Here is a 13,290-nt window from a genome sequence, read left to right as displayed (position 1 = left end):
ACTAATGACTAGTTACCGATACTTGTGCTGTTCTAGTAGTTGTTGCGCCCTGGGTTTGTAAATTAAGTAAAACAAAGACTCAAGATAGCGCAACAAATCCTCACGGTTTTCTTTGGAGGTAAAGTTCCAGAAGCCATAAATTCGGGCTAAGGTTAATAGCTTGGTTGTATGAATTTTCCAAGTATATGTACTATATACTCGGTCAATAGCTTGCTGAGAAATTGTATTCCAATAGTTGGGATTTTGCTCACATTTGGTGACGAAATCAATAATTTTTGTGGCGGTTTCTTCTAAATTTGTGGGGTTAATGTAAAAGCCATTAACTTTATCTTGAATAATTTCTAATGGCCCCCCAAATTGAGTGGCGAATGTTGGTAATCCAGAAACCATTGACTCCAGAATTGTCAAACCAAAGGCTTCAAATAATGCTGGTTGCACAAAAATACCCTGGTGATCAGCAATGACACGATAAATTTCACCGGAGTCATTTTTGGATAGGCGTACACCTAGCCAGCGAATTTTGCCATGTAGATTGTATTCATCAATGATGTGGTAAAGTTTGACGATTTCATCCCGTTCTTCGTTATCGCCTGATTCTTCAACACGCAACTTACCTGCAACTAAAATTAAGTTGCAATGTTCTTGCAATTCTTTACTTTGACCAAAACATTCTGCTAAACCTGTGAGGTTTTTAATGCGGTCAAGTCGCGCCATTGAGAAAATAGGGCGCTTGGTTGGATCGTCGAGTTTGCCGAAGATTTGGCTAGAATCTTCTAAGGTAAACAGCATTTCCGCCAGGCGATCGCGATCGTTTTCTACTCTATCTTCAGTGCGTGTGAAGGGGAAGTAGGAATTTTCATTCACCCCAGGCGGTACGACATTAAATTTGGGACTAAATAATTCAATCCCGTTCACTACATGGTACAGTTCCGGCATGGTGAAGCATTTGTAAGACTCATACTGTCCTACACTATCCGGTGTACCAACAATTTCTTGATAGGTGCTGCTGACAACGAAATTAGCCGCATTCATCGAAATTAAATCAGCAGTGAACTGTAAAGAGAAGTGATATTTATCTTCCAAATCTTGCCAGTAAAGGTTACTAAACAAGTATTTGGATTTTTCTAAAGCATGGGCGATGTTGCATTGGGTAACTTTCATCCGTCGCGCCAACAGAAACGCGACTAAGTTCCCGTCAGTATAGTTACCCACGATTAAATCTGGTCTGCCTTGAAATTCTGCCAATAATTCTCGTTCTGAGTCAACGGCGAAGGTTTCTAAGTAGGGCCAAAACTCAAATCGGGAAATCCAATTTTGCGTCATATTGGGGTTGAATTCCCGCAGAGGTACACGCAGAATCCAGGCGTTTTCTGTACCGTGGACTTTTTCTAACCTTTGGTTACAAAGAGTACCGTCACTGTTGGGTATCAAGCGAGAGAGAATAATGACTTTGGGTTGGACGTTCAACCCATCTAAACCAGCGAGTATGACATCTTCTTGCAGTTGCTTTTCTAGATTCTTCGCTTGGTCAAGAACGTAAACCACCTGACCACCAGTATCAGGACGACCCAAAACCCCTTCTTGTCCAAACCAACCGTGAGCTGACACTAGGACGATTCTAAAAATCATCGGGACACGAGAGATGAAGGCTTCTAGGGTTTGGGGGTCTGGAGAGTCAATCAATTCATCCAAAATGTTTAAGCTATCCCGTACACGAGAAGCTGTGTTACCCCAACCAGGCTCAAAACCCATAGTTTGCAATTGCAGGCGAAATTGTTCGTAGGGTTCGTCGTTGGGGCGATCGCTGACAAAATTGAGCGCTTTTTTAACTTGTTGGGATAATTGTTGTTGTGATTGAATTTGATAGTTTATGAGTAGCTGAATGCCATTGTAATTATGCAGGCGCAAGAAATTGAATAAGCTTTCCAGCCATTGTTTGGGGTCTTGAAAGAGTTTGCTAGATAGATAACGATTGAGAAACTGCACACCCTTACCAATATTCTTGGGGTCGCGGATGGTTGGGGTGTAGTCATAGAAGGGGCCGAAATCTAATTCTAGTAGGTCACCATCATTGGGATGAAATTTGTTGACTAGGCGATCGCGCAGGTCTAGCAGTTCCTCCACTGTCATCGATTCCACATCTAAATCTGCGGTGAGTCGATATACTTCTTGATCAGCAATCTTAGGACGAATGATGAAACAAAAATTGGAATCTTCTTGAATGATTTCTTGAGTATAGTAAATTAGTTTACCAAGATTGGAAAACTTATAAAACGTCTCTGGTTTCTGGGACTTAGAGCAATATTCACCATACACATTCAAGATATCATTACGTAGCAAGTAATTTTTCTCCTGCTGACGTAACTCACTAATAAAAGCACGCAAATCATTCTTTTCTTCACTATTTAAGATTGCTTGAATCAATTCTGACATATTCACCCCTTAAATGAAGGTTTAACCTATTTGCCTTCTAGGGTAGCGCAAGCTTACAACCTAGAATATGGAAACGTCCAAACACCAAAAAACACAGATAAACTAACTACCTGTGTTTTTATCAGATGTATTAATTCGTCTCCTTATTTACTTAGAATATCGATAACTAGGTATTATTGGCTCTAACTAAAGACAGACAATCTTTTATACCCTGGGCATACTTTATACATTTAATAATTTCCTGAGAAATAATAGTATTAGCATGACTTAAAAGAGTTATTGGGACTGAGTGAGAAATTCTCACATCTATTCCCTACACATTCTTTCTGTAAATATTCTAAAAAAGTATTAACAATAGGAGACAACCACTTATTCTTGTGATAGATTATCTTCCACTGCTGAATAATTGGAAATCCCTCCACATTTAAAACGGATAATTGATTTTGTTGTAATTCAGGATTTAAACTATGTATCGATAAAACTGTAATACCTAAACCTCCTAACACGGCTTGTTTAGTTGCATTATTGCTATTAACCTCTAATTTAATTTGCATTTTCATTCCATGTTCAGCAAACAACATCTCTACAGCCATGCGAGTTTCTGAACCTTGTTCTCGCATAATCAATTGTTCTGCTGCTAAACTTTCCAAAGAAATATGAGATTTATTAATAAGAGGATGATTTGATGGAGCAACTACTACCAGAAAATTATCGAGAAATGGTTTGACTTCCATATCTTCTTTTGTTGGCGGATAGCCAAGAATATAGAAATCATCCAAGTTTTTTTGTATCCTTGTCAATAACGCTTCATGGTTGGTAAATTCCAGGGAAATTTTGATATCAGGATAAAGTTCGCAAAATGGTAGCAGCAACTTCGGAATAACATACTTAGTTGTTTTGACAGCAGAAACCTTTAATTGACCATGTTTTATATCTTTTAAATCAATCACCTTGTTTTCAAAATTTTCTAAATGCTGAAATATTTCCTGATAAATTACTAAAAGTTCCTCTCCAGTTTTTGTTAAATGAATACGGTTGTCTACATACTCAAATAATGGCAGACCAATTGTTTCAGTTAGCTGTTTAATATGACGTGATACCGAAGGCTGCGTAGTGAATAATTCTGCGGCTGCACGGGTAAAACTTCTGTGTCTTACGGTTGCTTCAAAAATTCTCAGATGTTCTAAACTCAATGAATTTAAAAGGCTATCTCTGTGGATTAAATCTAGATAACTGTCCATATCAATTAGTTGTAGAATCAACCTGTAAGTAGCTATACCTAAATACTAAAATAATAATTATGAGGAATTTGTGAGGAACCAATAGTAATACTGACTAACTTTCTCATCTCTAATTCTTTAACCTCCACAAAAAAGCGATCGCTTGATTTAGAGTTGGGCGATCGCTTTTTGTTGATAACTTTTATTACCGAAAATAATGTTACTTGTTATACCAATTCTTTTGCCACAGTTGCATTTGCTTAATCTCACCTTCCTGCTCTTTAATAATTGCTTGAGCTAAGTTTTTAATTTCCGAGCGTTGAGACTTCTGCAAAGCATCTTGCGCCATCACTACAGCTCCTTCATGATGGGGAATCATCGCGTTAATAAAGCGTAAATCAAATTCGGCATCAGCATTACCTAAGTCCAGACTCATCATCATGGCTTGTTGTTGCTGAGATGACATTGCCATCATGTGACCCATTTTGGCATCATAAGCCATTGGCTGATCTCCTGCTTGGGGATACCAAGCTGTTCGCCACTGCTTCATTTGAGAGATTTCTTGGTTTTGGGCTTTGATAATATCATCTACTAGCTTTTTGACTTCTGGGCGTTTGGACTTCTGTTGTGTGTCCTTTGCCATGTCCACTGCCCCTTGATGGTGCATAATCATGGCATCGATGAATCGCAAATCGTAGTTAGCATCTGCTGGCCCTAAATCCATTTCCATGCTGTGATGGGAATGCTGATGATTACTGATATCAGTTGTAGTAGTTTCGGGGTTTTTGTTTTCGGCTTGAGAAGTTGTAGAACAAGCAGTCAAAACTCCACCTGTTAGGGATGTCACCACTACAAAGCTAAACGCCAAAAAGCTATTTTTGAGAGAAGGGAGTTGCATCTAGATATCATCTCCAAAATGATTTTCTAATTTCATTGTGAACTCTCCAGTCAGCTAGAGAGTCAACCCCTTTCTTGCTAAACATGAATTAAATAAACCTTATTTCCCTGTAATTATTTATCTTCTTGCATACTTCTGACAATTTTAGTGACTAAATTTCTGGGGATAAATCTTATGCTTTTGGCGAATATTTTATTGATTAAACCAGGAATAACGATAGTTTTGCCCTGCATCAAAGCATCATAACCAATATGAGCTACCGTTGCTGCATCCATCATCCTTTTACCCTTGACCAGCTTAGAATCAGCCATCCCCGTTCTTTCATGAAAGGCAGACTGTGTTGTTCCTGGACAAAGAACTGTTACAGTGACACCTGTACCATTCAATTCATTAGCCAGTGCTTCTGAAAAAGATAAGACATAGGCTTTAGTAGCAAAATAAACTGCCATCAAAGGGCCTGGTTGAAAAGCCGCAGCCGAAGAGACATTTAAGATTTTACCGTCACCTTGCTTAACCATATTCTTCAGGAATAGTTTAGTTAAATGGGTAGTACATACCACATTTACCTGGAGCATTTCCAACTCATCCGTCAGGTTAGTTTCATTAAATAATCCATAAGTACCAAATCCAGCATTATTAACCAGCACATCAACTTTAATATTTTCTTGTTGTAACTCTAGAAAAATTTCTTCAGGAGATGTTGGTTTAGATAAATCTTTGACAATAGATTTGACAAAAATACCGAATTCTTTTGGGAATGTCACCGCAATTTCTTGAATTTTTTCTTCTACCCGATCTACTAAAACAAGGTTGTAATTATTTTGAGCAAAAATATACGCTAATTCATAACCAATCCCACTAGCTGCACCAGTAATGAGAGCAAACTTTTTGTACTGGTATTCATGTGTTTTGTTCATGTTAGATGTTGGGTGATTTCAATAAATTAACTGGGTCTGTATTACCAAAAAAATGAATTGATGATTACGGAGTATACTTATGTTCAAAAAATGAAGTGATAACTCTAGAATTAGAATTCAGTAGATTAAAAGTCTCAGTGTAGATAGAGTTGAGAAAAGAGAATTAATTACTAGGTGACTTAAGCCCAGACATTTATTCACAGTTCATACATTATCCATGCTGCTTTTTTTGATCAACACGAGCAAGCCGTCCAAAATTATATCTAATTGATAGTTTTGATTTTGTATAAAGATACGCTATCTTAAAAATAATTTCTGCTCATTATTGTGTTGATTGTAATGAGAGCATATCTATTCCTAAAATCAAAACTCTAGCTATTTCATAATAACCTATATATGACGGCAATATTTATTAGCATAATTTGCTATAATATCCTGCTTAATTATTGAAAATCTAAGTGTCCGTAGAGTGTTTGTTACCCATCGCCTCATGATTTAGTGGGCTACTAAGTTTATTCAGACTCTCTTAATTAAACATACTTTTGTAAAATATCAATTATGAATAAAGTTACAAATTCATCTATTACTTTAGTTACTGACTGTTCAAAATAACTACCAAACTCAGAATTTTATTGACTTATAACTATCTCCAATATGGAGATTTTTTTAATACATTTTAATTTGTAAAAATACATATACAAGAGTTAAATGGTAACTCAAGAGTTAATTAAATTCGGTCAATGTCTATACAATAGTAATCACAAGCCATAAATCATACCCACCAGTGAACGCACCCACTAGCAACTCGGCTCAAACCCAATCACGCAAAGCAGATCATATCCGTATCTGCTTAGAAGAAGACGTACAGTTCCGTGAAACTACCAATGGATTAGAACGCTATCGCTTCACCCATTGTTGCTTACCAGAAATAGACCGCAACGATATTAATCTCAGCACGACTTTTTTCGGTAAAGACTTAGGCGCACCATTGTTAATCTCTTCTATGACTGGGGGAACGGAACAAGCAGGAATTATCAACCAGCGTTTAGCCGAACTCGCCCAACACTACAAATTGGCGATGGGTGTGGGTTCCCAACGGGTAGCAGTAGAGAAACCCCAGGTGACTGAAACTTTTGCTATTCGCAAGTATGCAACCGATGTGTTGCTGTTTGCTAATGTGGGTGCAGTACAGCTTAACTATAAGTATGGTTTAGATGAATGTCTGCGAATCATAGATATGCTAGAGGCAGATGCTTTGATTTTGCATATCAACCCCCTACAAGAGTGTATTCAACCAAGGGGTGATGTGAATTTTCAGGGATTACTTGACAAAATAAATAATTTGTGCAGTAAATTATCTGTGCCGGTGATTGCGAAAGAAGTAGGCAATGGTATTTCCGGGGCAATGGCAGAAAAATTAATTGCTGCGGGAGTCCAAGCAATTGATGTGGCTGGTGCGGGTGGTACTTCTTGGGCAAAAGTAGAGGGGGAAAGGGCAGAAACCGCGATGCAACGACGGTTAGGCAAAACATTTGCAGATTGGGGAATACCCACAGCAGAGTGTATTACCAGTGTCAGAGCGATCGCCCCCCATATCCCCTTAATAGCCTCCGGTGGGTTGCGTAATGGACTTGATGTCACCAAAGCGATCGCCTTAGGAGCAGATATGGCTGGTTTAGCTATGCCTTTCCTGCAAGCAGCCGTAGAATCAGAAGCCGCCTTGCATGACTTAGCTGAGGTATTAATCGCAGAAATCACTACAGTATTATTTTGCACTGGCAACGTCAGTTTACATCAGTTAAAACACTCTGGCAGTTTACAGCACCTACAATAAATGAGTAGTTAGTCTGTCATGATTTTTATGGACTAATGACCAGTGACCAATGATTAAATAACTAATGGCTAACTTCCTTAAACAAACCCTTGCCAGCTTACTAGGTACTTTATTAGGACTGTTTATATTCGCTGGTGTCAGTACTACAGGACTTTTATTTTTATTATTTGCTGTTGCTAGTTCTAGCAATACAGGCCCAGTAGTCAAAGATAAATCAGTGGTGGTGTTTGACTTGTCGATGAATATCACCGATAGGGAACCCAGCGCTGGCGAAGAACTGCAAAACAGACTCTCCGGTGTGACACAAGAGAGGATGACACTCCGCAATGTTCTCGATAGTATAGAAAAAGCACGACGCGATCGCCGGATTGTTGCTATCTACCTAGATGGTAGTCGTGGAAGCAATAATCTAGGTTTTGCCTCCCTGAGAGAAATCCGCAAAGCTTTAGAAGAATTTCGTAAATCAGGGAAAAAGGTAATAGCTTATGGTGTGGGTTGGGGAGAACAGGAATATTATCTGAGTTCAGTAGCCGATACCGTAGCCCTTAATCCCTTGGGTAGAATAGAGGTCAACGGTTTAAGTAGTCAACCAATGTTCTTATCAGGAGCATTACAAAAGTATGGTATTGGTGTTCAGGTTGTGCGCGCCGGTAAATTTAAGGGAGCCGTCGAACCGTTAGTATTAGATAAACTCAGTCCAGAGAACCGCGAACAAATCCAGAAATTATTAGACGATGTTTGGGGAGACTGGCGGACTACAGTTGGCAATAGCCGGAAAATTAGTCCACAAAAACTACAAGCGATCGCCGATAATGAGGCACTCTTAGAGGCAGCAGCAGCTAAAACCAATGGCTTAGTTGATCAAGTAGTATATAGCGATCAAGTAGTCGCCGACCTGAAAAAATTAACAGGTAGCGATGGAAAAGAAAATACATTTACTCAAATTAGTCTACGTCGATATGCCCAAGTACCTGGACAATCTCTAGGTGTAGAACGTAATTCCCAGAATAAGATTGCTGTAGTTTACGCAGAAGGGGATATTGTCGATGGTAAAGGTGAAGGTGGACAAATAGGAGGCGATCGCTTTGCCCGAATCTTGAATAAAATCAGGCAAGATGAGAATGTCAAAGCAGTCGTCTTGCGAATCAATACTCCTGGTGGTAGCGCCACAGCATCAGAAGTCATGCAGCGAGAAGTCCGCCTGACTCGTGAGGTCAAACCTGTTGTTGTATCTATGGGTGATTATGCCGCCTCTGGTGGTTACTGGATAGCCACAGACTCCAATCGCATTTTTGCTGAACCTAATACAATTACAGGTTCCATTGGTGTATTTGGCGTGCTAGTTAACGGGCAGAAGCTAGCAAATGACAATGGTATTACCTGGGATTCCGTCAAAACTGCACGTTATGCTGATAATCAAACCGTTGCCCGTCCCAAATCACCCCAAGAGATAGCAATCTACCAGCGCAGTGTTGACCGCCTTTACAATATGTTCGTCAACAAAGTTGCCCAAGGTCGCAAATTACCCACACAAAAAGTAGCAGAAATTGCCCAAGGTAGAGTTTGGTCTGGTGTGACAGCGAAACAAATAGGTTTAGTCGATGAAATCGGTGGTTTAAATGCTGCTATAGAATATGCTGCCAAGGAAGCGAAACTAGGTCAAAATTGGCAATTACAAGAATATCCCAGAGAAAGTTCCTTGGAAGCTCGCCTTTTTGGTGGAGCAGTTGAAGAAATTAGTAATAAGTTAGGGGTGGAAAAATTAGTAAGTAAACCAAATGATCCCCTAACAATAGAATTTCAAAAACTGCAACAGGAAATGGCTATTTTGCAGAGAATGAACGACCCCCAAGGCATTTATGCACGGTTGCCTTTTAACCTAAAAATTGAGTAGTTGTGAGTTGTATCTGACGTATGAATTACGTAATTCGTCCACTGATACAAGAAGAAGAGCCTTTTCTTTGGCAAATGCTTTACGAAGCAGCGCACCTGGCAGAAGAAGGTAATTTAACTGTGCAGGATGCAATGAATCATCCTGATTTGACAAAATATGTAAAAAACTGGGGATTAAAAGATGATATGGGTTTTGTGGCTACCCTAGTCAATACTAATCAGCCAGTGGGAGCCGCATGGTTGCGGTTGCTAACGAGTGAACATCAGGGATATGGTTACGTAGACGATCGCACTCCTGAATTGGCGATCGCCGTTCTCCCAGAATACAGAAATCAAGGTATTGGTACTCAGTTACTCAAACATTTGTTAGCAACCGCCAGAACCGTTTATCCTTCAATCTCACTCAGTACCAGAAGTTCAAACCCAGCCTTGCGTTTATATCAACGACTTGGCTGGGAAAAAATTCCTGGTAGTGAAGTTATTAACCGAGTTGGTGGTATCTCTTACAAAATGAAACTCTGTCATAGTTTTATTACCTGTAAAGCTGTTCAATCCACATAGATATGTCAACTTCCGAACCTGATGCAAAAGATTTACCTGTTACAGGGTCGTATGCGTACCAATATTGATTGCCGTAACGGTCTACTTTTTTGCTGACTTGTATTTCATTTGGGTTTACTCGTATTATTTTTAAGAGATTTTGCCAAATATTATGTAACTTTCTCCAGCAAGAATTATGTCCCAATAGTATGCTGTTTGGTGTTTCTATGTCTTTAGATTGTAGACATCTGATATCATCTTGCATAAGATTACTCGTGACATTCGCTCAATAAATAGAACTTTAACAATGTCTCAATTAGTAATCAAATTATGGCTTATATAGTTTCTATAAATATGATTTATATAATATCAAAAGTGTCAGAATAAGAAATATAAAGTCCAAAATATTCAAACCATGAGAGAACAAATAGGCAACCGAATCATTTTCTATTTCTACAATTAAATGCCTATGAAAATTTCCCAACTTCGCGCCGTCATTGCAGTAGCAGAGTGTGGTAATTTTAGTGAAGCAGCATTAGAATTACAGCTTACACAACCGGCAGTCAGTCATGCGATCGCTACCCTAGAAGAAGAATTGGGTGTACCTTTATTTGCTAGAGGCCGTCATGGTGCTGTGTTAACACCAGCAGGCGAGAGAATTTTACATCATGTCCGCCAAGCGATGCAGCATTTAGAAATGATGCAGCAAGAAGCCAACCTACATAAAGGGTTACATGGTGGTCATGTGCGAGTAGCGGCTTTTCGCAGTGTAGCTACTCATTTATTACCAAAAGCGATCGCTCAGTTTCACGAACAATTTCCCGAAGTGGGTGTAACAATTATTGAATGTCTTTCTTATCTAGATGTCGAAAATTGTTTGCGGGAAGGACGCGCTGATATTGGTGTCACCTATTTACCCACTAGCGATGAATTTAAAACCTGGGAAATTGTGCGGGATGAATACGTTGCTTTATTACCACCAAAAGCCAAAATTAATCATCATCAAATTACTTGGGAAGATATCGCTGAATATTCACCAGTAATATTGTCTTGTCTACCTTGTGCTAAATCTCTTCATCAGCATTTGAAAGATTTAGCATCTTTTATTAACACCACCAGCAACATTCAAGAAGATTCAACTATTGTCAGCATGGTCAATCAAGGATTAACAGCAGCAATTCTGCCTCGTTTAGCAGCTGTACCAATTCCTTCAGAAATACAAGTTTATAGCTTACCAAAGCCTTTAGAAAGAGTCATGGGTGTAGCTGTTCTATCTGATTCTTTACATATTCCGGCTGTGTTCAAATTTCTGGAAATGCTAAGGGATTTTGACTTTCATACTTTAGTTAAATGTACATATTAAATAAATGTTTAATTCCTGGCGGTGCGTTGTCCTGCGCGACAACACACCCTACACTTAATTTGTCTTTACATAGTTATAAATATTTGCGCCTAACTAATTACTTATTTCAAAGGGGTAAGTTCCTGAATTGAGGATTGAAAATCAGGTAGTATCACCACTTCCAATGGGTCATAACCTAACTGTTGAGTAATTCTTTCTCTAGCTAAAGTACGGTATTCCCAAAAATGTTCTCCTGCGGCGCATAGACCTAAATACATATTGAGAACTTGGGGCTTTCTTCGTAAAATCGTCCATAGTTGTTGCCAGAACTGTAAACGAATTTCTGGTCTTCGTAAGCCCTGGAGCCAAATTAACTGAGCAACGAGGCGCAACCCCTTACCGGGAGAAAATTGCATGGTCTGCTTTCGTTGTGAGGGCGAGTTAATGCTGAGACATTGCTGAAAACAGCGTCTGAGATAGTTTTTAGGTTCATATAACGTCCAGAAGCCTTCTGCATATTCCCTCGCAACTTCAGCAACGGGACGGGTAGGGACAAAATTCATCAAAGTGTTTTGGTCTCCCACCTCAGTCACGCCAACACCCTCTATTAAACGCTGCTCTTTTTGCAGACGGTTCCATAAGGCTGTGTTGGGTAGAGCTTGGAGGATACCTAGCATTGGTTGAGGAATGCTGGTTTGTTCTACAAAAGCTTGAATTCTTTCTCCTGCGCCTGGGCGTTCTCCATCAAATCCCAGGATAAAGCCTGCATAGATGAGCATACCAGCGTCGTTGATCTTGCGGCAGGCTTCAGCTAAGGGATTGCGAGTATTTTGTAGTTTTTGGGTTACTTGTAGGCTATCTTGGTCAGGGGTTTCAATACCGAGAAAAACTGCATAGAAACCTGCTTCACTCATTAATTGCAATAGTTCATCGTCTTCTGCCAAATTCACAGAAGCTTCAGTTATGAAGGTGAACGGGTAATTGTGCTGCTTCATCCAAGGAATCAATTCTCGCAAGAAGCGTTTGACGTTACGTTGATTGCCAATAAAGTTGTCATCAACGATAAAGAGTGAACCTCGCCAGCCTAAATCATAAAGATTCTGTAGCTCGGCTATGATTTGGTGAGGCTCTTTAGTCCGTGGTTTACGACCGTAGAGAACAATAATATCGCAAAATTCGCAGTTAAAAGGGCAACCGCGAGAAAACTGGACAGCCATCATCAAATAAGCATCCCGTTGCAGCAAGTCAAAACGCGGCTTTGGGCTTTGGGTGACATCAGGCTTTTCCGAAGAGCGAAAGATTCCTTGCTCTTTCCCTTGGGTTAGTGCTGCTAAAAACTTAGGAACTGTCAACTCTCCTTCATCTAGAATTAGATAATGCGCTCCAGAGTCGAGGGAATCTTGGGGGACAGAAGTAGGGTAAGGGCCGCCGACTGCTACTTTTTTGCCTAAACGTATCGCTTTTTGAATCAGGGCGTGGAAATCTGGTTTCTGCACCAACATTGCTGAAAGGATTACCAAATCACACCATTCCCAATCAGCGTCAGTTTCCAGATTAACATTGCGATCGCAAAATCTAATTTCCCAGTCTTGTGGCAAGAGGGCTGCAACTGTAATAATCCCCAATGGCGGTAGGACGGCTTTAAGTCCAGCAATTTCCATGAAGCGATCATAAGACCAAAACGACTGAGGAAACCGAGGGTAGAGCAATAGTGCTTTCATGAAATCCTTGATGCGATTTTGGTTTACTCTGTAGGACTTACGCAAAGTACTTATGTACTCTAGTTAGTACTCATACCTAACTTGATACTCCATTGCTTCATTTATACCACCTATCTGTTGATAGATATCGTTTTGATTCAAGTAGATATCTTTTTGTTTTTCTGTAGAAGATTCCAATTCCTCAAAATGTAGACATATCTCTTTACTATCTGGATTTAAAACTGTTTCCAGGTATTTTAATCGCCATAAAACTCGCAAGTTATTAATATCAAACATTTCATAAATCTTACCCGGTTCAAAATTTAGTTTAGTCATAACAACTCTGAGAAAGTTTACAGTTAATTCTAAACTTTTAAAAATTGCCTAGACCCTATCTATATAGGTAAATAGGTAATTATGGATATTTGCAATCAAAGATTAATCTTAATTCAAAAAAAATTAGGTGGGGTTTTGTATCGCCACCTAATTATATTTCGTCTTTTGTTGGTGTAT

Annotated in this window: 10 protein-coding genes; 4 read left to right on the top strand and 6 right to left on the bottom strand. The window is 39.4% G+C overall.

Features of this window, described 5'->3' with window-relative positions:
• Positions 1–12: 12 nt before the first annotated feature.
• From H6G18_RS08880 to H6G18_RS08865, 4 genes are all read right to left on the bottom strand, one after another.
• Positions 13–2,433 (bottom strand): sucrose synthase, encoded by a 2,421-nt coding sequence (locus H6G18_RS08880; RefSeq protein WP_190406734.1) that lies wholly within the window; start codon positions 2,431–2,433, stop codon positions 13–15.
• A gap of 257 nt (positions 2,434–2,690) precedes the next feature.
• The gene (locus H6G18_RS08875; protein ID WP_190406733.1) at positions 2,691–3,674 is read right to left on the bottom strand and encodes a LysR family transcriptional regulator; all 984 of its coding nucleotides are present in this window, start codon (positions 3,672–3,674) and stop codon (positions 2,691–2,693) included.
• A 199-nt stretch (positions 3,675–3,873) separates the two neighbouring features.
• Positions 3,874–4,551, bottom strand: coding sequence for a DUF305 domain-containing protein (locus H6G18_RS08870; protein ID WP_190406732.1), 678 nt, complete (start codon positions 4,549–4,551; stop codon positions 3,874–3,876).
• A gap of 113 nt (positions 4,552–4,664) precedes the next feature.
• Positions 4,665–5,468: an SDR family NAD(P)-dependent oxidoreductase gene (locus H6G18_RS08865; RefSeq protein ID WP_190406731.1), complete on the bottom strand. Its 804-nt coding sequence runs from the start codon at positions 5,466–5,468 to the stop codon at positions 4,665–4,667.
• 784 nt (positions 5,469–6,252) lie between these two features.
• Between H6G18_RS08865 and fni the strand changes: the two genes are divergently transcribed.
• The 4 genes from fni (at position 6,253) to H6G18_RS08845 (ending at position 11,098) form a co-directional block, all read left to right on the top strand.
• On the top strand, positions 6,253–7,302 hold the full coding sequence (gene fni / locus H6G18_RS08860) for a type 2 isopentenyl-diphosphate Delta-isomerase (RefSeq protein ID WP_190406730.1): 1,050 nt from the start codon (positions 6,253–6,255) through the stop codon (positions 7,300–7,302).
• 64 nt (positions 7,303–7,366) lie between these two features.
• A complete protein-coding gene (gene sppA / locus H6G18_RS08855; RefSeq protein WP_190406729.1) occupies positions 7,367–9,196 on the top strand; it encodes a signal peptide peptidase SppA in 1,830 nt (609 codons plus the stop codon).
• Positions 9,197–9,216: 20 nt separating this feature from the next.
• Positions 9,217–9,756: a GNAT family N-acetyltransferase gene (locus tag H6G18_RS08850; RefSeq protein WP_190406728.1), complete on the top strand. Its 540-nt coding sequence runs from the start codon at positions 9,217–9,219 to the stop codon at positions 9,754–9,756.
• Positions 9,757–10,204: 448 nt separating this feature from the next.
• Complete coding sequence (locus H6G18_RS08845) at positions 10,205–11,098, top strand: LysR family transcriptional regulator (protein ID WP_190406727.1); 894 nt, start codon at positions 10,205–10,207, stop codon at positions 11,096–11,098.
• Between the two features lie 101 nt (positions 11,099–11,199).
• Here H6G18_RS08845 and H6G18_RS08840 read toward each other — a convergent pair whose 3' ends face one another.
• The gene (locus H6G18_RS08840) at positions 11,200–12,798 is read right to left on the bottom strand and encodes a B12-binding domain-containing radical SAM protein (RefSeq protein WP_190406726.1); all 1,599 of its coding nucleotides are present in this window, start codon (positions 12,796–12,798) and stop codon (positions 11,200–11,202) included.
• A 63-nt stretch (positions 12,799–12,861) separates the two neighbouring features.
• Positions 12,862–13,113, bottom strand: coding sequence for a hypothetical protein (locus H6G18_RS08835; protein ID WP_190406725.1), 252 nt, complete (start codon positions 13,111–13,113; stop codon positions 12,862–12,864).
• Positions 13,114–13,290: the final 177 nt, after the last annotated feature.

It is taken from the genome of Anabaena subtropica FACHB-260, from assembly GCF_014697105.1.
Classification (GTDB): Bacteria; Cyanobacteriota; Cyanobacteriia; order Cyanobacteriales; family Nostocaceae; genus Trichormus; species Trichormus subtropicus.
This window is presented reverse-complemented; position numbering and strand designations above follow the sequence as displayed.

Bases quoted from the DNA above. Each gene is read 5' to 3' on its own strand.
- H6G18_RS08880 (WP_190406734.1), bottom strand. From the start codon at position 2,433: ATGTCAGAATTGATTCAAGCAATCTTAAATAGTGAAGAAAAGAATGAT.
- H6G18_RS08875 (WP_190406733.1), bottom strand. From the start codon at position 3,674: ATGGACAGTTATCTAGATTTAATCCACAGAGATAGCCTTTTAAATTCA.
- H6G18_RS08870 (WP_190406732.1), bottom strand. From the start codon at position 4,551: ATGCAACTCCCTTCTCTCAAAAATAGCTTTTTGGCGTTTAGCTTTGTA.
- H6G18_RS08865 (WP_190406731.1), bottom strand. From the start codon at position 5,468: ATGAACAAAACACATGAATACCAGTACAAAAAGTTTGCTCTCATTACT.
- sppA (WP_190406729.1), top strand. From the start codon at position 7,367: ATGGCTAACTTCCTTAAACAAACCCTTGCCAGCTTACTAGGTACTTTA.
- H6G18_RS08850 (WP_190406728.1), top strand. From the start codon at position 9,217: ATGAATTACGTAATTCGTCCACTGATACAAGAAGAAGAGCCTTTTCTT.
- H6G18_RS08845 (WP_190406727.1), top strand. From the start codon at position 10,205: ATGAAAATTTCCCAACTTCGCGCCGTCATTGCAGTAGCAGAGTGTGGT.
- H6G18_RS08840 (WP_190406726.1), bottom strand. From the start codon at position 12,798: ATGAAAGCACTATTGCTCTACCCTCGGTTTCCTCAGTCGTTTTGGTCT.
- H6G18_RS08835 (WP_190406725.1), bottom strand. From the start codon at position 13,113: ATGACTAAACTAAATTTTGAACCGGGTAAGATTTATGAAATGTTTGAT.